The following is a 22,090-nucleotide window of genomic DNA, read 5'->3' as shown; positions in this document are numbered from 1 at the left end:
GTGAGCACCGCCGAGACACCCGCGCAACGGCTCGCACGCAACTTCAGCGAGCTGCTGCAGGAACTCCGTGTCGCGCAGGCAGGCGTGCAGATCCTGTTCGCCTTCCTCCTCGCGGTCGCCTTCACCGAGGCGTACGCGGAGCAGCCGTTCGGCCTGCGCATGCTCCATCTCGTCACGGTGCTCCTGGCAACGGTGTCCTCGGCCCTGCTCATCGCCCCGGCGGTCTGGCACCGGGTGCTGTTCCGCCAGGGCCGCCGGGTCGACATCCTGCGCAGGGCCAACCTGTTCGCACTGTGGGGTGTCGGATTTCTCGCCGCAGCCATGACCGGAACCGTGCTCCTGATTGCCGAAGTGGCAGTGGGCGGTCCGGTCGCGATCGTGATCGGCGTGGTGGCCGCGCTGATGTTCGCGACGCTGTGGTTCGTGTTTCCCCGCCTGTTCGATCACGATACGGGCGGCGCGGACTAGAGACCCGCAATTCGGCGCGACCGCGTTCGTACACTGTTGTTCTACAACAGCTTTCACATGTCGAGACTCCAGCACGCCACGGATCGCACTCGCATCCGAATCTGGATCAATTCAATTTTGGGTCTTGACATGAATTGTGACCCCTGTCACGCTTCTCTATACGGAATCATTATTTCGCATTGTGGAAGAAGGGTCGCATGGATCTCGATGCAGGACTCCAACGATTCAACGAGGCTTCACAGTCCGAGGCAACGGAACTGGCGCGGATCTGCCTGGACATTCCCCGGTGGGCAGACGAACTCGTGTCCGCCCGGCCGTACACCGATCGCGCCTCACTTCTCACTGCAGCCAGGACGGGGGCCGGCCCGCTCTCCGCGGACGAGATCGAGCAAGCCCTCGCCCGCCATCCCCGAATCGGTGAACCCCCGGGAGGCGACGACGCCGAGGCGCACCTGGCACGTTCGGAGCAGTCGAACGTCGATTCGTCCGACGCGGCGGCGCGGAAACGGCTCACCGACGGCAACCGTGCCTACGAGGACAAATTCGGACGGGTCTTCCTGGTCCGCGCCGCCGGCCGGAGCACGTCCGACATCCTCACCGCACTCGACCGTCGGCTTCTCAACGACGAGGCCGGCGAATTAGCCGTTGTTGCAGAGGAACTGCGCGACATCGCCGCACGTCGTCTCGCCGGGATGCTGGACGCATGAGCGACGTCAGCCAGGTCACCACCCACGTGCTGGATGCGGCCGAAGGCGTGCCCGCGCGGGAAGTGCCGGTATCGCTGACGGTCCAGCGCGACTCCGCATGGATCACCGTGGCCGACGCCGTCACCGACGACGACGGACGCGTCACAACCCTGGGCCCCGCCCGACTCGAGCCGGGCACCTACCGGATCGTCTTCGACACCGGACGCTACTTCGCCGCGAAGGGCCGTCCGGCGTTCTACCCCGACATCACCATCACGTTCGCCCTGACCGACAGCGAACAGCACTACCACGTACCAGTCCTTCTCAGCCCGTTCGCATACTCGACCTACCGAGGGAGCTAATCATGAGCAAGATCGTGCTCGGCCAGAACCAGTACGGCAAGGCAGAAGTCCGGTTGGTCAAGATCACGCGGGACACGAAGCGACACGAGATCGAAGACGTCACCGTGACGTCGCAACTGCGCGGCGACCTCGACGCGGTGCACACCGAAGGCGACAACGCGCACGTCGTGGCCACGGACACCCAGAAGAACACGGTGTACGCGTTCGCCCGCGACGGCGTCGGCTCGATCGAGACGTTCGCCATGCGACTCGGTCAGCACTTCACCGGGGAATTCGAGTGGATCACCGGCGGCCGATGGGAGATCGAGCAGTACTCGTGGGCGCGGATCACTGTCGACGGCGAGGGCCACGACCATTCCTTCGTCCGATCGAGCGACGAACGGCGAAACACTGTGGTCACCATCGACGGCGACCGGACATGGATCGTGTCCGGGCTCAGCAACATGGTGGTGCTGAAGTCGACGGGCTCGGAGTTCCGGGGCTACCCGAAGGACAAGTACACCACCCTGCAGGAAACGTCCGACCGGATCCTCGCGACGTCGGTGAGTGCCCGGTGGCGGTACCTCACCACCGACGTCGACTTCGACAAGACCTTCGAGAACGTGCGGGCAGTCATGCTGGAGGCGTTCGCCACGACGCACTCGCTCGCGCTGCAGCAGTCCCTGTTCCAGATGGGTTCGGCGGTGCTCGAGGCGCACCCCGAGATCGCCGAGGTGAAGTTCTCGATGCCGAACAAACACCACTTCCTCGTCGACCTGGAACCGTTCGGACTCGACAACCCCGGCGAGGTGTTCTTCGCGGCCGACCGCCCCTACGGGTTGATCGAGGCGACCGTCGAGCGCGAGGACGCTCCCGACGCCGGCCGCGCCTGGGATTCCGTTCCCGGATTCTGCTAGGAGCGCGGCGATGAAACGGATCGGACACCGGGTTGCCGGAACTCCCGGACCCGAGGACGAGCGGTTGCCGCTCGGAAAGTCGTACGTCTACGGGTTGCAGCACATCCTGACGATGTACGGCGGCGTGATCGCGCCTCCCCTGATCGTCGGCGGCGCCGCCGGTCTGACCGGCGTCGAGATCGGGCTGCTCGTGTCGGCGGCATTGTTCGTCAGTGGCGCGGCCACACTGCTGCAGACCCTCGGCGTCCCCTATTTCGGGGCAAAACTTCCCCTGGTGCAGGGCATTTCCTTCGCCTCGGTGTCCACCATGGTGGCGGTGGCCAGCGGTCCGGGCGGACTGCGATCAGTGTTCGGAGCCATCATGGTCGCCGGCGTGATCGGCCTGTTGATCAGCCCGTTCTTCTGCAGGATCGTGCGCTACTTCCCGCCCGTCGTCACCGGGTCGATCATCACGGTCATCGGCATCTCCCTCCTGCCGGTCGCGGTGCGCTGGGCGATGGGCGGCAACGCCAAGGCCCCGGACTGGGGGTCGATGTCCAACATCGGGCTCGCCGGATTCAGCCTGTTCGTCGTGTTGCTGGTGAGCCGGCTGGTCCAGGGAACCCTGTCGCGGCTGTCCATCCTGATCGGCATCGTCGTGGGAACCCTGTTCGCCGCACTGATCGGCAAGGCCGACTTCGGCGCCGTCGGGAAGGGCGCGATCTTCGAACTGCCGCAGGTGTTCTCGTTCGGCACTCCCCTGTTCCAGATCGGCGCGATCATCTCGATGACCGTGGTGATCCTCGTGATCATGACCGAGACGACGGCCGACATCCTCGCGGTCGGCGAGATCGTGGAAACGAAGGTCGATGCTCGCCGGGTCGGCGACGGTCTCCGCGCCGACATGCTCGCCACCACCGTGGCACCGGTGTTCGGCACGTTCCCGGCCAGCGCGTTCGCTCAGAACGTCGGGCTCGTCGCGATCACCGGGATCAAGAGCCGATACGTTGTCGCGGCCGGCGGTTCGGTTCTGTTCGCTCTCGGACTGTTCCCCGTCCTGGGCCGGCTGGTGGCCTCCGTGCCGCTGCCCGTCCTCGGCGGTGCGGGGATCGTCCTCTTCGGTTCGGTAGCCGCGAGCGGAATCCGGACCCTGTCCAAGGTGTCGTACGACGGCAACCTCAACTTGGTGATCGTCGCGGTGGCCCTCGGATTCGGTGTGATACCGATCGCGGTGCCCGAGTTCTACTCGGCCTTCCCGGAATGGGTGCACATCGTCTTCGACTCGGGAATCAGCGCGGCCAGCATCGTCGCGGTGCTGCTCAACATCCTGTTCAACGAGATCAAGGCCGGCAACCGGCCCACTCCCTCGGTGGTCTCGGCGGCGCCGCCCGTCCTCGTCCACCCAGCCGAGGACTCGGAGCACCCGGCAGACACGGCGCGCACCTCCGCCGTGCGCAATGAGTAAACAGCCGGAACAGGCCACCCCTGGTCGAGCGGTGCAGTCGCGACGCTATCGGTCCGCGACTGCACCGCCTTCCCTGCGAAGATCGAGCAGGCGCATCACCCGCGTCGCACTCACCCCGTGGACGAGGACGGAGAGGACGACGGTGAAGGCCACCGTCGACCACAACCACTTCTCGTCGTCCACGCCGGCTTCCGCAGCGGCGTAGGCGAGATAGTAGATCGACCCGATTCCGCGAACCCCGAAGAATGCGGTGACCCGGCGCTCGGGGCCGGACATCTCCTCGCAGCCCAGCAGCGAAAGCCATCCCACCACCGGCCGGATGACGAACACGAGGGCTGCCGCGACGAGAACCCCGCCCCACGTCAGTCCGGTCAGCAGACCGGAAGTGAGTGCCACCCCCAGCAGGAGCAGGACGGCGAGGGTGAGCACGTGTTCCAGTTGTTCGATCAGGCTGTGCATCTCGGCGTGGTAGTCGTGGGCCCGCTCCGTCCGACGGATGGCGACGGCGCAGGCGAAGACGGCGAGAAAGCCGTATCCCCCGGCCAGTTCGGTGAGTCCGTAGACGGCGAACGTGGCGGCGAGCGCGAAGATGGGTTCGCTGCGTTCGGCCAGGCGCATGTGTGTGATCGGGAAGCGGAAGACCGCGCGGCCGAACAGATCACCGGCAATCCACCCCAGGGCTGCGCCGATGACGACCTTTCCGATCAGTTCCCAGGCCGCCCACTGCACGATCCACTGCTCGATCGGCCCTTTGCCGATCATGAACAGCGCCAGATACACGAATGGGAAGGCGAGAGCGTCGTTGAGCCCGGCCTCCGAGGTGAGCGCGAACCGGACCTCGTCGTCCTCCTGATGGGACTCGCCGCCCGACGTGGGACCTTCGACCTGCACGTCGGACGCCAGAACCGGGTCGGTGGGCGCGAGGACTGCCCCGAGCAGGATCGCGACGGCGGGGGTCAATGCCGCCACCCACCAGCCGAGCAGCGCGACAGCGGCGATACCGAGAGGCATCGCGATCAGCAGCAGACGCCACGTCGAATTCCACGTGCGCCAGCCCAGTGGTCTGTCGATCGCCAGTCCCACGCCCATCAAGGCGACGATGACGCAGGTTTCGCTCAAGTGTTCCGTCACGGCGGGATGCAGTGCCGGCGACAGGGTGTCCGTTCCCGACTCGCCGAGAAGCAGGCCGCCCCCCGCTCCGACCGCCAGGACGATCAGCGGCGCCGAGACGGCACGGTCCTGGAACAGGCGCGGAACGGTGGCGGCCAGCAGAAGAGCCAGTCCTGCCGTCAGATACGCGAGATCGGTGTTCAGCGCCGTCACCTCACCTCGCCGCGCAGCAGCGACGCCATCCGTGCGTCGAACGCCACGAACAGCACCCGGGGAATTCCGGCGTCCGACTCACGGACGGCACCGACCGCCTGCCGGACGGCGTCGTCCGCGGGCCAGCCGTACACCCCGGACGAGATCAGCGGGAACGCAACGGACAGGGCACCGAGGTCGGATGCCACCGCCAGGCTGGTGATGTAGGCGCTGCGCAGGGTGGCCGACCGATCGTCCGTAGCGGAATACACGGGGCCGACGGTGTGAATCACCCATCGGGCCGGCAACCGGCCCGCCGTCGTCGCGACCGCCTGTCCCGCCGGGAGACCGTCCTGGAACGTGGTGGCCCGCAGGTGCCTGCATTCGGCGAGGATCTCGGGTCCGCCGGCCCGGTGGATGGCGCCGTCCACTCCACCACCCCCGAGCAGTCCGGAGTTGGCGGCGTTGACGATCGCGTCGACCTCGACCGTCGTGATGTCACCGTGCACTACCTCGATGGTGGTCATCACCCCATTATCGCCGCGAACTCACCGCGACCCGCACGATCAATCCGGCGACCAGCGCCCAGAACGCGGACCCGATGCCGAGGATGCTCACCCCCGACGCGGCGATCAGGAAGGAGACGACGGCGCCTTCCCGTTCGCGGACGTCGTCGAGGGCGGAGGCCAGTGCCCCGCCCAGGGTGCCGAGGAGGGCGAGGCCGGCGACCGCCTCCACGACGCCCTCGGGGGCCGCGGCGATGAGCGTGGCCACCGCTGCGGAACACGCGGCGAGCACCAGGTAGGCCCAGCCTGCCGTGAAGGCCGCGACCCAGCGCTTCCTGGGATCGGGATGTGCGGACGGCGCGGCGGCGAGGGCGGCGCTGATGGCGGCGAGGTTGATGGCGTGACCACCCGCGGGCGCGCCCACCAGGGTCCCGACACCGGTCACCAGCATGGCCGGCCGCCACGGCACCCGGTAGCCGAAGGAATTCATGACGGCGGTCCCGGGGATGTTCTGGGACGCCATCGTCACGATGTACAGCGGGATCGCGATCCCGATCATCGCCTGCCACGTCCACGCCGGTGCCGTGACGTCGAGTCTCGGCAGGAGCGCGCTGGTGTCCAGTCCGTCGCTGCCGGAGGCGAGACCGATCGCGATCACCACTGCGGCAGCCGCGAACGCCGCCGGCACCGCCCACCGCGGCGAGTACCGCTGCAGAACCAGCCACACGAGAACCACGGGCGCGACGGCCAGCGGTGCGTCACGCAGCGCCAGTACCGGCGCCAGGCACAGCGGCAGCAGCACCCCCGCGAGCATCGCCTGCGCCAACGCCGGAGGGATGGCCGCGATGAGCCGCCCCAGCCGCGGCCACAGCCCAGTGAGAATCACCGCCGCCCCCACGACGACGAACGCCCCGACCGCGGCGGGCCAGCCGCCGCTCACCGTCCCCGCGCCGGCGAGGAGAGCGGCGCCCGGCGTCGACCACGCCAGCGTGATCGGCATGCGGTAGTGCCGCGACATCCACAACATGCCGAGCGCCTGCGTCACACACAGCGCCAGCAGTCCCGACGCGGCCTCGGCGGAATTCGCGCCCACCGCCGTCAATCCGGTGAGTACGACCGCGAACGAACTGGTGAAGCCCACCAGGGCGGTGACGATTCCGGCGCTGATCGGCTGGGCCGCGGAATCGGGTGAACGCACATCGCTGTCGGGCACAGACATAGGACGCGATTCTGCCCGACGCGTGGTCCCGGCGATCCGTGGCATTAGGGTCGGCACGGTGAAACACGACGACGCCCCCGCCTTGCCGACCGCCGCCGACTTCCCCGCCCTGTGGCCGGTGCCGACCCGCTGGGAGGACAACGACCACTACGGGCACGTCAACAACGTCACGTACTACTCGTACTTCGACACGGCCGTCAACGGCTGGCTGATCGCGACGACGGGCACCGACATCCGCGATCTGCCCGCCATCGGTGTGGTCGCCGAGACGTCCTGCAAGTACGTCAGCGAACTCACCTTCCCGGACCGTCTGCAGGTGGGGTTGTCCATCGAGAAGCTGGGCACCCGGAGCATCGTGTATGCGCTCGCGATCTTCCGCGAGAACGACGACGCGCTCGAACTCGCAGCTCTCGGCCGCTTCGTGCACGTGTACGTGGACGCGAAGACCCGCAGGCCGGTGCCGATTCCTGCCGAAATCCGGAGCGCTGCAACCCTTCTGGTGACACCGGACGACGTCTGAACGTCCGGCACCACCAGGGGGATCAGCGCAGTCCCTCGGCCTCCGCCGTGGCCACCGCCCGGGCGATGATGCCGTCGATCAGCGCGACCGTGGGCGCACCGGTCTCGGCCTTGTTCCGGGGGTCGTCGATCACCCGGCGCAGGACGCCTTCGGCGATGATCGCCAGCTTCCACAACGCCAGAACGTGCCAGTACCCCACCTGAGTGACATCGCGTTTCGTGTGGTGGACGTAGGCCTCCACGAGTTCGGCCCGGGTGGGGAATCCCTCCAGAGTGGAGGCGGGGAACGGTCCGGCGTCCGCGTCGCCCGCCTCGGGCCAGTAGGCCAGCAACGCGCCGACGTCGGCGAGGGGGTCGCCCAGCGTGCACAGTTCCCAGTCGACCACCGCGACCACCTCACCCTCCTCGGGCGAGGTGATGACGTTGCTCAGGTGAAAATCACCGTGCACCAACGACAGTTCGGTCTGCTCCGGCATGTTGCGCTCGAGTATGCCCGCCAGGTCCTCGATCGCCGGGACGTCACGGGTACGGGACTTCTCCCACTGATCCCTCCAGCGCTTCAACTGCCGTGCCGCGTAAGGCTTGTGGCTGGCCAGATCCTCCAGCCCGGCATCTTTGAGATCGACCGCATGGATCTTTGCGAGAGCCTTCGGCATCGCCAGCCCGACGGCATTCCTCTGCTCGGGTGTCAGCTTCTTCGCCACACCGACATTGTCGATCACCACCCCTGCGACATAGCTCATCAGCACGAGCGGCGCGTCCGTGACCTCCGGATCGTCGGTGAGCCCGAGGATCTTCGGCACCGGAACGTCGGATCCCTGGAGAGAGGACAGAATCCGGTGTTCGCGGACCACGTCGTGCGCCGACGCGAGCAGATGTCCGAGCGGTGGCCGCCGCAACACCCACCGACCACCACCCGCGTCACTGACCGCGTACGTGAGATTCGACTGACCGTTCCCGATCCTCTCGAAGCTGAGCGGCGCGATCGCCCCCACACCGAGTCCGGCAATCCACGCAGAAACGGCATCTTCGTTCAGCCCCACAGCATTCACGCGCTCGATGCTAACCGCTCGGAAGCCCGATGCGGAGGGAACCGGTCCGCGCCGCAGGTCGCGGCCCTAGGGTGGCAACAGTGAGGCCGATTCGGCCGGAACTGGAGGGACCGACGTGGAAGTTTTCCTCATCGTGTGCGGCGTGCTCCTCGCCGTGAGTGCCGTCGCCGTGAGCATTCCCAAGCTGAGACTGAAGGGAACCGCGTGGACGGGGTTGCAATCCCGGGGCCTGAGCAGGCAACAGGTCCGGCTGATCGGCGTGGCGGAACTCGCCGGCGGTGTCGGTGTTCTCGCCGGCCTCTACTGGACTCCCCTGGGAGTGATCTCGACGGTGGCGCTGCTGATTCTCCTCTTGTGCGCAATCGCCTTTCACGTCCGACACGGTGACTACGGCAACCCCGACACCCGGGCCGTCGCAATGCCCGCGGTCTACCTCGCGATGCTGGCCGTCCTCGCCTCGATCGGGTTCGTGTTCGCGGGGTGATCCGAGGTTCTCGGACCCTTGCAGCAACAACCTGGCGTCGGTGATGTCCGAATTGGTCATTAGACGCAGCATGACACCCTTGCCACCCCCAAAACTGGGCATTCTGCTCGACGTCAGCGGTGCCACTTGCGCACTTCGCGTTCTCGTGGATGCTGTGAAGTAGGACACACACTTGCCCTACCGCAGTACCCGTCTCCTACGGACCCACAAGGTTCACGGACTCGACAACACGAGGTGACCCCGATGGTCGACAAGATTGCCTATCCGGTCCAGCTCATCCAGCCGGACGGCCGACGGGTCTTCAGACCCGACTACACGAGCCTGGTCCGCGACATCGGACCCGAACAACTGCGCGGCCTCTACGAAGACCTCGTGGTCGCGCGTCGGATGGATGTCGAAGCGGTCGCGCTGCAACGCCAGGGCGAACTGGGACTCTGGGCTCCCCTGCTCGGGCAGGAAGCCGCACAGGTCGGCTCCGCCCGCGCCCTCCGCCCCGACGACTACGCGTTCATCAGCTACCGCGAACACGCCGTCGCCTACTGCCGGGGTGTGGACCCCGGGGTGATGACCCGCATGTGGCGGGGATGCGCCCATTCCGCGTGGGATCCGAGTTCCGTGAACGTGACGAATCCCGCGATCGTCGTCGGCTCCCAGGGGCTGCACGCCACCGGGTACGCCATGGGCGCCCACCTGGACGGCGCGGAGATCGCGACGATCGCCTACTTCGGCGACGGCGCCACCAGTCAGGGCGACCTCGCCGAGGCCCTCGGCTTCTCGATGAGCTACAACGCGCCGGTCGTATTCTTCTGCCAGAACAACCAGTTCGCGATCAGCGAACCGGTCCACCTGCAGAGTCCCGTCCCCATCGCGCAGCGCGCCGCCGGTTACGGCATGCCCGCCCTCCGGGTGGACGGCAACGACGTCCTCGCGGTCCTCGCGGTCACCCGCCAAGCCACTCAGCGGGCGCGCGAAGGCAGTGGGCCGACGTTCATCGAGGCCGTCACGTACCGGATGGGCCCCCACACCACGTCGGACGATCCCACCCGGTATCGGGCGGCGGCCGAGACCGAGGTCTGGAAGGCCCGCGACCCGATCGACCGGATGAGGCGCCTCCTCGACCGGGAAGGCCTGCTCGACGACACGTTCCTCGCCGAGGTGCAGGCCACCGCCGACGACGTCGCGGCGCGACTGCGGTCCGGGACCATCGATGCGCCCGATCCCCAGCCGCTCGATCTGTTCGAGCACGTGTATTCCACCGACCACCCACTCATCGAGGAGGAACGCGAGCAGTACGCCGCGTACCTCGCGGGCTTCGCCGGCATCGAGGAGGCACTGTCATGACCACCACCACGCTCTCGCTCGGCGCCGCACTCAACGCGGGCCTCCGACGCGCCCTCGAACACGACCGCAAGGTCGTGATCATGGGTGAGGACGTCGGACGCCTCGGCGGTGTCTTCCGCGTCACCGACACCCTGCAGAAGGATTTCGGCGACAACCGGGTCATCGACACCCCACTCGCCGAATCCGGCATCATCGGCGCCGCGTTCGGCATGGCCCTGCGCGGTTACCGGCCCGTCTGCGAGATCCAGTTCGACGGCTTCGTCTACCCCGCGTTCGACCAGATCGTGTCCCAGGTGGCCAAGATTCACTACCGCACACAGGGCCGGGTCACCGCGCCCCTCACGATCCGGATCCCGTACGGCGGCGGCATCGGTGCGGTCGAGCACCATTCGGAGTCGCCGGAGGCATACTTCGCCCACACCGCCGGACTGCGCGTCGTCACACCCAGCAACCCGGCGGACGCGTTCCACATGATCCAGCAGTCCGTCGCGGCGGACGACCCGGTGGTGTTCTTCGAACCGAAGCGGCGGTACTGGGACAAGGCCGAATTCGACGTGGACGCCGAACCGGACCTGCCGCTGCATCGGGCCCGGGTGGCCCGGGAGGGCACGGACGCCACCATCGTCGCGTACGGCTCCGTCGTGCCGACGGCCCTGTCGGCCGCGTCCATCGCCGCCGACGAGGGGCACTCCCTCGAGGTGATCGACCTGCGCTCCCTGTCGCCGATCGACTTCGACACCATCGAGGAGTCGGTACGCAAGACCGGAAGACTCGTCGTCGCGCACGAGGCGCCGACGTTCCTCGGCCTGGGCGCGGAGATCGCCGCCCGCATTTCCGAGCGGTGCTTCTACCAGCTGGACGCGCCCGTCCTGAGGGTCGGCGGATTCGACGTTCCGTATCCCCCGGCGAAGCTGGAACTGCACCATCTGCCGGACGCCGACCGCCTGCTCGACGCGGTCGATCGCAGCCTCGCGGCCTGATCGCACCCATCGGAGGAGAGGAGCCGTCCGTTGGCGCAGGAATTCCGCCTACCCGATCTCGGTGAGGGCCTGACGGAGGCCGAACTGGTCTCCTGGGCCGTCGAGGTGGGCCAGACCATCGAACTCAATCAGGTGATCGGAGAAGTCGAGACGGCGAAGGCGCTCGTCGAGTTGCCTTCGCCGTACGCGGGTGTCGTGGAGGAATTGCTGGTTTCGGCCGGTGCGACCGTGCCGGTCGGGACGCCGATCATCCGGATCGCGACGGATGCGGCCACCGAGGAACCTCCCACGCGCACGCCCGTTCTGGTGGGATACGGGCCCGAGGCCGCTGCCGAGAGCAAACGGGCCCGGCGGAAGCTGGTGACCGCTCCGGAAACCGGCACGCCCGGCCCGGACCGTCGGCGCCCCGACGCCTCGCCGGCAGCCCGGGTCGCCGCACGTGAACTCGGAGTCGACCTCGCCGTCGTCGCGGGGACGGGGCCGTCCGGTGCCGTCACCCGGACTGACGTGGAATCCCATGCGGGTTCGGTCGGGCAGGCGGTGCCGTCGACACCGGACTCGCCGGAGCCGTCGGAGCGCGAGACCCGCACCCCGATCCGCAGCATCCGGAAGCAGACCGCGGCGGCGATGGTCCGCAGCGCGTTCACCGCCCCGCACGTCACCGAATTCGTGACCGTCGACGTGACCCGGTCGGTGGAACTGCTCGAGCGCCTGCGGGACCTCCCCGCATTCGAAGGATTGTCGGTGACACCGCTGAGTCTGGTGGCGAAGGCGATGATCGTCGCGTTGCGGGAGAACCCCAGCCTCAACGCGTCGTGGGACGAGGAGAACCAGGAGATCGTCACCAAGCACTACGTCAATCTCGGCATCGCCGCGGCCACACCCCGCGGTCTGGTCGTCCCGAACATCAAGGAGGCGCAGTCGCTGAGTCTGCTCGAACTGTGCCGCGCGATCACCGAACTGACCGCGACCGCGCGCAGCGGCAGAGCCGAACCCGCGCAGCTCACCGGCGGGACGGTGTCGATCACCAACGTCGGAGTGTTCGGTGTCGACGCGGGCACGCCGATCCTCAACCCCGGCGAATCGGCCGTCCTGTGCCTGGGCAGCGTCACCAGGCGACCGTGGGTGCACGAGGACGATCTCGCGGTGCGGTGGGTCACCACCCTGAGCGTGTCGTTCGATCACCGAGTGGTCGACGGCGAGCAGGGGTCGAGGTTCCTGTCGTCCGTTGCGGCGATGCTGCACGATCCCGCCTCACTGCTCGCGCACCTCTGATCCTCGGTACGTTTGGTCGGTGAGTACTTCCCGAGCGTCCGCGGTCGACACCCGCGCACCAGTGGACGAGCCGCTCCGCCGGGCTCGTGCGGGAACGTTCGGAATCTTCGGGATCAACGGGTTCCTGCTCGGCATGTGGGTCGTGCACATTCCGGCGATCGAGGATCGGACCGGTATCAGCCACTCCACGCTGGGTTCGCTGCTGCTCCTGCTGGCGGTCGGTGCGATCGGCGGCATGCAGGTCAGCGGTCCGCTGGCCGACCGATTCGGCAGCAGGCGGATGGTGATCATCGCCGGACTCGTACTGTCGGCCGCCACCGTGGGTCCCGGGCTGGCCTCCGCGGCCTGGCAACTCGGTCTCGCCCTGCTCGTGTTCGGCTTCGCGAACGGCGCACTGGACGTGTCGATGAACTCGCAGGCCGTCGAAGTCGAGCAGCGGTACGGGCGGCCGATCATGTCGGCGTTCCACGCCCTGTTCTCCGTGGGCGGGGTGGCAGGATCGCTGCTCGGGGCCGCGACGCTCGCCGCCGGATGGGCACCCGTGACGGCGCTGCTGGTCGCCGGCGGTGTCGGGGTCGTCACCGTCGCCGCGGGCTCGCGGTGGCTGATGGCCGACCGTCCCCGCTCTCGGCACGACACCGCTCCCGCCGAGAAGGCACAGGGCCGGCTGTCCACGCGGGTCCTCGCACTCGGTGGCATCGCCTTCGTCCTCATGCTGTCGGAAGGGGTCGCGAACGACTGGAGCACCCTGCAGGTCAAGGAGCACCTCGGAACGTCCGATTCCGTCGCCGCCCTCGCGTTCGGAGCGTTCTCGGTGATGATGACGGTGGGCCGGTTCACCGCGGATCGCGTGAGCGGCGCGCTCGGTCCCGTCGCCGTCGTCCGCTACGGCACCCTGATCGCGGCCGTCGGAATGCTGCTCGTCGTCGTCTCGGGACTGCTCCCGCTCACCATCCTGGGCTGGGCGCTGTTCGGCCTGGGATTGTCGGGCTGCGTGCCGCAGATCTTCACCGCCGCGGGCAACCTCGGCGCGGGTTCCGCGGGCACCAACATGTCCCGTGTGGTCGGGCTGGGGTACGTCGGATTCCTCGCCGGCCCGGCCACCATCGGCTGGATCACCCAGGTGGTTCCGCTGACCGTCGCGATGGTGGTGCCGCTGACCTGCGTGCTGGTGGCGGCCACGTTCGCGGGGGCGGTCCGGCGCACCTGACACGTTCGCCGCACGAACAGGACCGTTCACCGACCTCACAGCGGCCTCTCATCGATCGTTCAGCGTCGGTTGGCACACTGTGTGGCGTGACCGAATCGACTAGCAGGCTGCGTCGCAGTGTTCGTCGCCTCGCCTTCGCCGCGGCGGGTGTGGTGGCACTGTGCGCGCTCTACCTCATCCGCCCCGAATCGTCGGGTCTCGTCCTCCCGGAGGCACTCCGACCCGTCGCCGAACCTGTGATCCAGGCGATCGACGTCACCACGGTGCTCGCAGCGACCGTGGTCCTCGCCATCGTCGCGGCGATGCGAAAACTTTCGTACGGCATGGGTGCGGTACTGCTGCTGTGTATCGGCGCGAACCTCACCAGTGCCGCAGTCCGGGCGTGGGAATCGGATGCGCCGTCGGTGCTCCTGCCGAGCGGGCACGTCGTCGCCGTCACCGCGCTGTACGGTTCGGCGCTGCTGGTGTCGGCACCGCGGTTCCGGCCCGTCATCGCGGGCCTGGGTTTCGCCGTCGTCCTCGGTGTCGCGGGGGCCGCCGCGCTGGTCGAACCCGTCGGCATCTTCGGCCTCGCGGCCGGCCTGATCATCTTGGCGATCTGGTGGACACTGGCGTCCACCCTGATGCTCTACTCCCCCGTGGCCGCCGAGCGTGAAGAGCGACGGCCCGACACGGCGGCTATCGCCTTCTCCCGGCACCGCGGCAGTCTGCGCCTCTGAGGCGCTTCGCGCCCGTGCGCCTTTCTGGTAGTTGGCGCTACCAAAAAGGCGCACGGGCCCGGAGGGCCTACAGGGCCTTGAGTTCCTCGGTGACCTCGGCGACCGACTTCTTCGCGTCCCCGAACAGCATGGAGGTGGTGTCGGCAAAGAACAGCGGGTTGTCGATGCCGGCGAACCCGGAGTTCATCGACCGCTTCAGCACGATCACCGACCTCGACTGATCCACATTCAGGATCGGCATCCCGTGGATCGGCGACGACGGATCGTTGCGGGCGGCGGGGTTGGTGACATCGTTCGCACCGATCACCAGGGTGACATCGGTGCGGGCGAACTCGTCGTTGATGTCGTCCATTTCCTTCATCGCGTCGTACTCGACATCGGCCTCGGCGAGCAGCACGTTCATGTGCCCGGGCATCCGGCCCGCCACCGGGTGGATGGCGTACTTGACCTCGACGCCCTTCGACTCGAGCAGCTTGGCCATGTCCTTGACCGCGTGCTGGGCCTGCGCGACGGCCAACCCGTAGCCGGGGACCACGATCACCTGGTTGGCGTACGCCATCTGGATCGCCGCATCCGCCGCCGAGGTGGACTTCGCCGTCTTCACGGTGCCGTCCCCGACCGCCGCCGCGACACCGCCGCCACCGAACCCGCCGGCCACGATCGCCGGGATGGACCGGTTCATCGCCTTCGCCATCAGGTTCGTCAGGATCGAACCCGACGCACCGACGATCATGCCGGCCACGATCATCGCCTGATTATTGAGTGCCAGACCGGCGGCCGCGGCGGACAACCCGGTCAACGCGTTCAGCAGCGAGATGACGACGGGCATGTCGGCGCCGCCGATCGGCAGCACCACCATCAACCCGAGCACCGCCGCCAGCACCAGCACCCCCACGATCCACCACTGCGACGTGGGTCCGGTCGGCTCGATCGCCTTGATCCCGATGATCACCGCCAATACGACGGCCCCGATCAGCAGCACCGCATTGAGCGGCTGCTGCAGCTTGCCGATGCCGATCGGCCGGCCCGGCAGGGTTTCCTGCAGCTTGAGGAACGCGATCACCGAACCCCAGAAGGAGATCGACCCGATGATCGCCGCGAACAGCGACGCGATGACGATGTGCACCGTCGGCGACTCACCGTGCTGGAAGGCGGTGAACCCGTCCGAGTCCAGGAACTCGGCGTACGCGATCAGCGCGACCGTGCCGCCGCCGACACCGTTGAACAGGGCCACCAGCTGCGGCATCGCGGTCATCTTCGTCCGCAACGCCGGCGGCACACCTAGGATCACACCGATCACCAGACCGGCGACGATCAGCACCCAGTTGGAGGTGTCCCGGATCGCGATCAGGGTGGCGACCACCGCGACACCCATCCCGACCGCGGCGATCTGGTTGCCGCGGACCGCGGTCTTCGGGCCGGTCAGACCCATCAGACCGTAGATGAACATCGCGAACGCCACGATGTACAGCACGTTGACGAGGTATTCCATTACCGGTCCCCACCCTTCTGGGCAACAGCAGCGGTGGGGGTGGGCTTGGATTTGAACATCGCCAGCATCCGGTCGGTGACCACGAAACCACCGACCACGTTGATCGTTCCGAAGACCAGGGCCACGAACAGGATCACCTGCAGCCCCCACGGCGGGTTCTCGACCTTGCCCAACACCACCAGCGCACCGAGGACGACGATGCCGTGAATGGCGTTCGTGCCCGACATCAACGGGGTATGCAACGTGTTCGGGACCTTCGAGATCACCGCGAACCCCACGAACCCGGACAACACCAGGATCGCGATGTTCGCCAACAATTCGGTATACATCTAGGACACACCCTCCTCACGGGTGACGCAGGACGCGGCGAGGACCTCGTCCGAGAAATCCGGGGCCAGCGCCCCGTCGACGAGCATCAACTCGAGCAACGCGGAGATGTTCTTCGAGTACAGCTCCGAGGCGTGCTCGGGCATGGTGGCGGGCAGGTTCAGCGGCGAGCAGATCGTCACCCCGTGCTTGACCACGGTCTGACCGGGCTCGGTGAGCTCACAGTTGCCGCCGGTCTCCCCGGCCAGGTCGACCACCACGGATCCGGGCTTCATGCCCTCCACCGCGGCCGCGGTCACCAACCGGGGTGCCGGACGGCCCGGCACCAGCGCGGTGGTAATGACCACGTCGAAGCCCTTGATCGCGTCCTCGAGCGCCTGCTGCTGCTGCGCCCGCTCCGCCTCGGTCAGCTCGCGGGCGTACCCGCCCTCACCGGCGGCGTCGATCCCGAGATCGAGCCACTGCGCACCGACCGAGCGAACCTGGTCGGCGACCTCCGGGCGCACGTCGTAACCGGTGGCCCGGCCACCGAGACGCTTCGCCGTCGCCAACGCCTGCAGGCCGGCGACCCCGACACCGAGCACCAGCACCGTCGCCGGCTTGACGGTGCCGGCGGCGGTGGTGAGCATCGGGAAGAACCGGGTCGACTCCGACGCCGCGAGCAGCACCGACTTGTACCCGGACACGTTCGCCTGCGACGACAACGCATCCATCACCTGGGCGCGGGAGATCCGCGGGATCGCCTCCACCGCGAACGCCTGCACCCCGGCAGACTTCAGCGCGGCGACCTGATTGTCCTGGTTGCGGGGGGCGAGGAACCCGATCAGGGTCTGCCCGGCATGCAACCGGCCCACTTCCTCGTCCGACGGCGGCGCAACCTTGACGACCACGTCCGCCGACCACGGGTCGGCGATCTTCGCCCCCACCTCGGTGTACAACTCGTCCGGGATCAGCGCGCCCAAACCGGCACCCGACTCGACCACCACGTCGACGCCCTTGGCGATCAACGACGCCACGATCTTCGGCACCAACGCCACCCGACGCTCACCGTCGTTCGACTCCCGAACGACGCCGACCGTCGGGCGCGCAGTGGACGCGCTCTGCGATGTATCCATGTATCGACTTCCTGCGGTAGATGGTGTGTGTGCCGCGACGAGCGGCGATCAACCGATGATGAGCGGAAATATTTCCCCCGACTCGACTGAGTTAGCTGATAGTAGCCAGAGAATGCGTGACGTAGGGAACAGAGAAGTCCGTGGGTAGGTGTCTGAATCGAGTCCGAACAGTCGTTCTCACAGATCTTTCTGCTCGTTTGTGAACCCGGTCACAGGGCGTTTGGTCGTAGTCTGACGGTAGGCAGCCGCAAGGAAGCGGAGGTTCGGCCATGAGCACATCGAAGGAACGGAGCGCGGAGGACGTCACCGCGGATCCACCGGTCGTCGTCGAGCGGGTCTACGACCATCCGACCGAGGGCGACGGACTCCGACTGTTCGTGGACCGGCTCTGGCCGCGGGGGCTCCGCAGGGACGCGTTCCATTTCGACGACTGGGCCAAGGACCTCGCGCCGTCGACGGAGCTGCGTCACTGGTACTCGCACGACGTCGCCGCATTCAGCGAGTTCCGCGAGCGGTACGTCCACGAGCTCGACTCGCCGAGCGGACGGAAGGCTGTCGCGCGGGTGCAGGAACTCGCGCAGGGGCGGCCGATCGTTCTCCTGACCGCGACGAAGGACGTCAGTCACAGTCACGCCGAGGTGCTCGCCGAATACATGCTGGAACGGTTGTGACCACCCACCGCGACGAGGCCCCGCCCATCACCGACCCGGACGACGACCTCGGCGGCGATCCCGTCTGCTGGCTCGACCGCGTGTGCCCCGACTGCGGGTTGTTCCTCACCGATCACACCGCGAGCACCTGCCCGCGCTGCGGTTCGGCGCGGGACAGGTGACGTGCGGGAATTCAGCCGGCGTTCAGGTACCGGGCACGAAGTTTGTGCTTGACGAGTTTGCCCGTGGGGGTGCGCGGCAGGTCGTCGGAAAAGTCGATGCTGCGCGGCGCCTTGAAGTGACTCACCCGGTCGCGGACGTAGTCGAGTAACTCGCGGGCGACGGCATCGGACGGTTCCACCCCTTCGACGAGTTGCACGACGGCTTTGACCTGTTCGCCCATCTCCTCGTCGGGCACGCCGATGACCGCGACATCGAACACCTTGGGATGCATGGTGAGGACGTTCTCCGACTCCTGCGGGTAGATGTTCACCCCGCCCGAGATGATCATGAACGCGGCGCGGTCGGTGAGGTAGAGGAAGCGGTCGGAGTCGATGTACCCGATGTCGCCGCTCGTGGTCCAGGTCGGATGGTCGGGGTGCGTCGCGGATTCGGTCTTGGCCGGGTCGTTGTGATACTCGAACGGCCGTTCCTCCCTCTCCCAGTAGACGGTTCCGATGTCACCGACGGGTACGTCCGCACCGTTGTCGTCGCAGATGTGCACGATGCCCATGACCCCGTCGTGGCCCACCGATCCCGGCTTGGCAAGGGCCTGGGCGCTGTCGATGAACGTGGCACCGGCACCCTCCGTGGACGCGTAGTACTCGTGGATCACCGGGCCCCACCACTCGATCATCGAGAGTTTCACGTCGGGCGGGCACGGTGCCGCCGCGTGAATGGCCACCTTCAGACTCGACACGTCGAATTTGTCGCGAACGTCTTTCGGCAGCTTGAGCATCCGGACGAACATCGTCGGCACCCACTGGCTGTGGGTCACCCGGTATTCCTCGATGAGCCGCAGCGATTCCTCGGCGTCGAAGCGGTCCATCAGGACGATCGTGCCGCCGACGGAGGTGATGGTGCCGCAGAAGCGCAGCGGCGCTGCGTGATACAGGGGTGCGGGACACAGATAGACGGTGTCGGAATCGAATCCGTACATCGGGGCGAACACCGCGGTGTACGGATCCATCGTGGTGTCCACTTCGCCTTCGGGTAGAGCGGGTTTGATCCCCTTGGGCCTGCCGGTGGTGCCCGACGAATACAGCATGTCCTGCCCGCGGGGCTGCGAATCGAGCGGTTCGGCCGACTGCGCCTCCACGGCGTCGTCGTAGCTGTCGAATCCGTCGAGCACGCCGCCGTACACGAGACGGTGCCGGACGCGGGGAAGCTGATTCGGGTCGCGCGGCACGGCGCCGCCCGCGTCGGCGGACACGATGAGCACCTCGGCTCCGCAGTCGTCCACGACGTAACCGGCTTCCTCCGGGGTGAGGTGCCAGTTCACCACTGTGATGTACAGCCCGGATCGCAGCGCCGCCCAGTACACCTCGAGGACCCGGAGATCGTTGCTCGACACGAGCGCCAGGTGGTCGCCGACTTTCAGGCCGAGCGAGCGCAGGTGCCGTGCGAGGCGGGTGGACCGCTCGTCCAACTCCCGGTAGGTCAGCCGCTCCCCCGTCGAGGGACGAATGACAGCGGGCTTGTCCGGGGTGGTCGCCACGAAGTTTCCAGGGAACATCCGCACTCCTTTTGTTAATGGAGATTCTCACCATCGGTCTACCACACCGAACCCGGGACGGGGAGACCTTCGACGCCGTCACCGGCGCATTCGTCCGCCCGCGGCGAAAACGCTCGGACGCTCCGTCGGGAGGTCCTAGAGTTGAGGCAAAAGGAGGCGTACCACCCGTGAATGCCCTGCAGAAGGAACCGATCCTCGACGCATTGTTCGAGGAGTGGGATGTACTCGACGAGGTGCTGTCCTCGTTGTCCGGCGACGCGTGGTTCACGCCCACCGCGCTGCCCGGGTGGACCGTCCACGACGTGACCGCGCATCTCATCGGCACCGAGTCACTGCTTGCCGGAATCTCCGCACCGCACACCAGCATCGACGTCCGCGGCCTCGCGCACGTGCGCAACGAGATCGGGGCGTTCAACGAAGAGTGGGTCGAGGGCCTGCGGGGCTGCTCCGGCCCCGAGATGCTCGAGCGTTTCCGGGCGATCGTGGCCCGCAGGCGGTCGGAGCTGAGCGAGATGACCGACGAGGAGTTCGAGGCCGAGACCACCACACCGGTCGGTCCGGCGCCCTACCTCCGGTTCATGCGCATCCGCGTGTTCGACTGCTGGATGCACGAGCTCGACCTGCGCGACTCCCTCGCGCTGCCCGGCAACGAGGGAGGCCTGCGCGCGGAGACCGCGTTCGAGGAGATCGCGGGCGCTGTCGCGTTCCTCGTCGGCAAGCGCGGCAAGGCCCCGGACGGGTCGAGGATCACCCTGGAGCTGACGGGACCGCTCGCGCGCAACATTCACGTCGCCGTCGACGGCAGAGCCTCGGTGGTCGACGAACTACCGTCCGAGGCCACCACGACCGTGACCGTCGACTCCCGACTCTTCACCCGGTTGGCGGGCGGCCGGACGACCGCGGCGGATCACCGCGACGAGATCGCATTGAGCGGCGACACCGCCGTGGGCAAGAGGATCGTCGACAACCTCGCGTTCACGATCTGACCGCGGTGCGCCTGTTCCTGTCCTCGTATCGGTTCGGTGCGGATCCCGCGCCTCTGCTGTCGCTGGTCGGCCGTCCGGGGCGCGTGGGGGTGATTGCCGCGGCCGCGGACGCGTGGCCACGGACGGCGCGGACGTCCGCGGTCGTGAGTGACGTGATGCCGCTGACGCGGCTGGGCTTCACCCCGGAGGAGGTGGATCTGCGCGACTACATCGGCAGCGACGGGCGCGCGCGGTCCGCCGCGCTGAAGGAGCGGCTGGAGGGGTTCGGCATGCTGTGGGTGCGCGGCGGGAACACGTTCGTGTTGCGCGCGCAGATGGCCCGGAGTGGGGCGGACCGGGTGATCCCGGAACTACTGCTGAGCGATTCGCTGGTGTACGCCGGCTACAGCGCGGGGGCGTGTGTGATGACACCGACGCTGCACGGCCTCGACTCCTCCGATGACCCGGCGGAGGTGGTCGCAACCTGCGGCATGGAGCCGCTCTGGGACGGCCTGGGCGTGGTGAGCTTCGCGATCGTGCCCCATCACGCGCCTGCGGAGCTTCCAGGGGCCGAAGACGCCGTGCCCCTGGAGGACGCGGCCGCCGTTCGGCGCACTGTCAACGCTTTGAGGCTCGCCGGCATCGAGTACCGCACCTTGACGGACGATCAGGCGATCGTCGTGAACGGAGATCGAACCGAACTCGTGTGACGACGGCGAGCCCTGCGGCGGGAAGGCCTTCAGCCGAAGACGGCTACCGGCACGGACGGAGCGAACGGGGCGACGCGGTCGAGTGCGGCCCAGGTGACCTCGCAGCGCTTGGCGGTGACTTCGTCCGCGTCGGCGAGGAGCGTGTTCAGGAGGGTCTTCGGGTTCAGGCGCCATTCCTGCACCATGGACCGAACTTCCTCGTTGGTGAACAACCCCGAACCGGCCAGTGCGAAGATCCATTCGTCGAACTCGCCACGGTGGATCTGTTCGATGGAATCGTAGTCGATGCCACCGTCGAGGAACTCGTACGAGAACATCGCGGAGATGTAGCTGCTGGGATCTCGGTGGAGTGCATTCATCGGTGCGGGTCCTTCCAGGGTCGGTGCGGCAAAACCCGGCCCCAACCGTGTTCTAGCTCACATTTCGTGAGAATCTCCGTTTGGGTGTAACGCCTCGCCGGTGTTTGACGATGCAAGACGCTAACCCGTAGAAGTGAGTTTTTGCATTGCCTGGTCGATACGATCCGGTAACAGAGTGACGAATGTGACCTCTGTTACACCCGATTCGTCCGGTTCCACGCGGTTCAGGGGGCGCCCCTACCTGCATTTTCTCCCCCGGACCCCGTTGCATACC

25 protein-coding genes are annotated in these 22,090 nt (G+C 67.4%); 16 read left to right on the top strand and 9 right to left on the bottom strand.

Annotation, left to right across the window (positions count from 1 at the left end; genetic code table 11):
• The 5 genes from G9373_RS30265 (at position 1) to G9373_RS30245 (ending at position 3,856) form a co-directional block, all read left to right on the top strand.
• Positions 1–468: a DUF6328 family protein gene (locus tag G9373_RS30265; RefSeq protein ID WP_005566666.1), complete on the top strand. Its 468-nt coding sequence runs from the start codon at positions 1–3 to the stop codon at positions 466–468.
• 197 nt (positions 469–665) lie between these two features.
• On the top strand, positions 666–1,175 hold the full coding sequence (gene uraD / locus G9373_RS30260) for a 2-oxo-4-hydroxy-4-carboxy-5-ureidoimidazoline decarboxylase (protein WP_005566668.1): 510 nt from the start codon (positions 666–668) through the stop codon (positions 1,173–1,175).
• Positions 1,172–1,516 (top strand): hydroxyisourate hydrolase, encoded by a 345-nt coding sequence (uraH, locus tag G9373_RS30255; RefSeq protein WP_005566669.1) that lies wholly within the window; start codon positions 1,172–1,174, stop codon positions 1,514–1,516. The genes uraD and uraH overlap by 4 nt, the downstream gene beginning before the upstream one ends.
• A gap of 2 nt (positions 1,517–1,518) precedes the next feature.
• The gene (pucL, locus tag G9373_RS30250) at positions 1,519–2,412 is read left to right on the top strand and encodes a factor-independent urate hydroxylase (RefSeq protein ID WP_005566671.1); all 894 of its coding nucleotides are present in this window, start codon (positions 1,519–1,521) and stop codon (positions 2,410–2,412) included.
• Positions 2,413–2,422: 10 nt separating this feature from the next.
• Entirely contained in the window at positions 2,423–3,856 is a 1,434-nt protein-coding gene (locus G9373_RS30245; RefSeq protein ID WP_005566673.1) for a nucleobase:cation symporter-2 family protein, read from the top strand.
• A gap of 45 nt (positions 3,857–3,901) precedes the next feature.
• Here G9373_RS30245 and G9373_RS30240 read toward each other — a convergent pair whose 3' ends face one another.
• Genes G9373_RS30240 through G9373_RS30230 form a run of 3 tightly spaced genes read right to left on the bottom strand, consistent with a single transcriptional unit; the run spans position 3,902 to position 6,883 of the window.
• Entirely contained in the window at positions 3,902–5,179 is a 1,278-nt protein-coding gene (locus tag G9373_RS30240; RefSeq protein WP_005262594.1) for a cation:proton antiporter, read from the bottom strand.
• Positions 5,176–5,685, bottom strand: coding sequence for an O-acetyl-ADP-ribose deacetylase (locus G9373_RS30235; RefSeq protein WP_054248790.1), 510 nt, complete (start codon positions 5,683–5,685; stop codon positions 5,176–5,178). The genes G9373_RS30240 and G9373_RS30235 overlap by 4 nt, the downstream gene beginning before the upstream one ends.
• Positions 5,686–5,692: 7 nt before the next feature.
• Positions 5,693–6,883 (bottom strand): benzoate/H(+) symporter BenE family transporter, encoded by a 1,191-nt coding sequence (locus G9373_RS30230; protein WP_120660595.1) that lies wholly within the window; start codon positions 6,881–6,883, stop codon positions 5,693–5,695.
• A 58-nt stretch (positions 6,884–6,941) separates the two neighbouring features.
• Between G9373_RS30230 and G9373_RS30225 the strand changes: the two genes are divergently transcribed.
• Positions 6,942–7,403, top strand: coding sequence for a thioesterase family protein (locus tag G9373_RS30225; protein ID WP_120661434.1), 462 nt, complete (start codon positions 6,942–6,944; stop codon positions 7,401–7,403).
• A gap of 22 nt (positions 7,404–7,425) precedes the next feature.
• Here the strand turns inward: G9373_RS30225 and G9373_RS30220 are convergent, their stop codons facing one another.
• Positions 7,426–8,454, bottom strand: coding sequence for a phosphotransferase family protein (locus G9373_RS30220; protein WP_037206299.1), 1,029 nt, complete (start codon positions 8,452–8,454; stop codon positions 7,426–7,428).
• Between the two features lie 115 nt (positions 8,455–8,569).
• On the opposite strand from G9373_RS30220, the gene G9373_RS30215 reads away from it, so the two are divergent.
• The 6 genes from G9373_RS30215 (at position 8,570) to G9373_RS30190 (ending at position 14,463) form a co-directional block, all read left to right on the top strand.
• Positions 8,570–8,938 carry a DoxX family protein gene (locus tag G9373_RS30215; protein WP_005262604.1) on the top strand — a complete coding sequence of 123 codons (369 nt, stop codon included), beginning with the start codon at positions 8,570–8,572 and terminating at the stop codon, positions 8,936–8,938.
• A gap of 243 nt (positions 8,939–9,181) precedes the next feature.
• Positions 9,182–10,279 carry a pyruvate dehydrogenase (acetyl-transferring) E1 component subunit alpha gene (gene pdhA, locus G9373_RS30210; protein ID WP_054248206.1) on the top strand — a complete coding sequence of 366 codons (1,098 nt, stop codon included), beginning with the start codon at positions 9,182–9,184 and terminating at the stop codon, positions 10,277–10,279.
• Entirely contained in the window at positions 10,276–11,259 is a 984-nt protein-coding gene (locus G9373_RS30205) for an alpha-ketoacid dehydrogenase subunit beta (protein ID WP_005262606.1), read from the top strand. The genes pdhA and G9373_RS30205 overlap by 4 nt, the downstream gene beginning before the upstream one ends.
• A 30-nt stretch (positions 11,260–11,289) precedes the next feature.
• Complete coding sequence (locus tag G9373_RS30200; protein WP_054248205.1) at positions 11,290–12,534, top strand: dihydrolipoamide acetyltransferase family protein; 1,245 nt, start codon at positions 11,290–11,292, stop codon at positions 12,532–12,534.
• 61 nt (positions 12,535–12,595) lie between these two features.
• Positions 12,596–13,744, top strand: a complete 1,149-nt coding sequence (locus G9373_RS30195; RefSeq protein ID WP_005566706.1) for an MFS transporter — start codon at positions 12,596–12,598, stop codon at positions 13,742–13,744.
• 86 nt (positions 13,745–13,830) lie between these two features.
• A complete protein-coding gene (locus tag G9373_RS30190; RefSeq protein WP_007300562.1) occupies positions 13,831–14,463 on the top strand; it encodes a hypothetical protein in 633 nt (210 codons plus the stop codon).
• A gap of 67 nt (positions 14,464–14,530) precedes the next feature.
• Here the strand turns inward: G9373_RS30190 and G9373_RS30185 are convergent, their stop codons facing one another.
• From G9373_RS30185 to G9373_RS30175, 3 genes are read right to left on the bottom strand one after another with little or no spacing between them, the layout of a single operon-like run.
• Positions 14,531–15,955, bottom strand: coding sequence for an NAD(P)(+) transhydrogenase (Re/Si-specific) subunit beta (locus G9373_RS30185; protein WP_167118342.1), 1,425 nt, complete (start codon positions 15,953–15,955; stop codon positions 14,531–14,533).
• Positions 15,955–16,284, bottom strand: coding sequence for an NAD(P) transhydrogenase subunit alpha (locus tag G9373_RS30180; RefSeq protein ID WP_167118339.1), 330 nt, complete (start codon positions 16,282–16,284; stop codon positions 15,955–15,957). The genes G9373_RS30185 and G9373_RS30180 overlap by 1 nt, the downstream gene beginning before the upstream one ends.
• Positions 16,285–17,397 carry a Re/Si-specific NAD(P)(+) transhydrogenase subunit alpha gene (locus G9373_RS30175; RefSeq protein ID WP_007300560.1) on the bottom strand — a complete coding sequence of 371 codons (1,113 nt, stop codon included), beginning with the start codon at positions 17,395–17,397 and terminating at the stop codon, positions 16,285–16,287. It abuts the gene before it with no gap.
• A gap of 269 nt (positions 17,398–17,666) precedes the next feature.
• Between G9373_RS30175 and G9373_RS30170 the strand changes: the two genes are divergently transcribed.
• Both G9373_RS30170 and G9373_RS30165 read left to right on the top strand, forming a co-directional pair.
• On the top strand, positions 17,667–18,068 hold the full coding sequence (locus G9373_RS30170; RefSeq protein WP_005566697.1) for a DUF488 family protein: 402 nt from the start codon (positions 17,667–17,669) through the stop codon (positions 18,066–18,068).
• Positions 18,065–18,229 carry a hypothetical protein gene (locus tag G9373_RS30165; RefSeq protein ID WP_164709606.1) on the top strand — a complete coding sequence of 55 codons (165 nt, stop codon included), beginning with the start codon at positions 18,065–18,067 and terminating at the stop codon, positions 18,227–18,229. Before G9373_RS30170 ends, G9373_RS30165 begins: the two co-directional genes overlap by 4 nt.
• A gap of 11 nt (positions 18,230–18,240) precedes the next feature.
• On the opposite strand, the gene G9373_RS30160 is transcribed toward G9373_RS30165, so the two are convergent.
• Entirely contained in the window at positions 18,241–19,782 is a 1,542-nt protein-coding gene (locus G9373_RS30160) for an AMP-binding protein (protein WP_054248204.1), read from the bottom strand.
• A gap of 167 nt (positions 19,783–19,949) precedes the next feature.
• Here G9373_RS30160 and G9373_RS30155 point away from each other — a divergent pair, with 167 nt between their 5' ends.
• Positions 19,950–20,768: a maleylpyruvate isomerase family mycothiol-dependent enzyme gene (locus tag G9373_RS30155; protein WP_054248203.1), complete on the top strand. Its 819-nt coding sequence runs from the start codon at positions 19,950–19,952 to the stop codon at positions 20,766–20,768.
• A 5-nt stretch (positions 20,769–20,773) separates the two neighbouring features.
• The gene (locus tag G9373_RS30150; RefSeq protein ID WP_167118335.1) at positions 20,774–21,457 is read left to right on the top strand and encodes a Type 1 glutamine amidotransferase-like domain-containing protein; all 684 of its coding nucleotides are present in this window, start codon (positions 20,774–20,776) and stop codon (positions 21,455–21,457) included.
• A gap of 29 nt (positions 21,458–21,486) precedes the next feature.
• Here G9373_RS30150 and G9373_RS30145 read toward each other — a convergent pair whose 3' ends face one another.
• Positions 21,487–21,816, bottom strand: coding sequence for a hypothetical protein (locus tag G9373_RS30145; protein WP_005254150.1), 330 nt, complete (start codon positions 21,814–21,816; stop codon positions 21,487–21,489).
• Positions 21,817–22,090: the final 274 nt, after the last annotated feature.

It is taken from the genome of Rhodococcus sp. A14 (genome assembly GCF_011603105.1).
Classification (GTDB): domain Bacteria; phylum Actinomycetota; class Actinomycetes; order Mycobacteriales; family Mycobacteriaceae; genus Rhodococcus_F; species Rhodococcus_F opacus.
The sequence above is the reverse complement of the archived record's forward strand: the minus strand, read 5'-3'. Positions and strand labels throughout refer to the sequence as shown.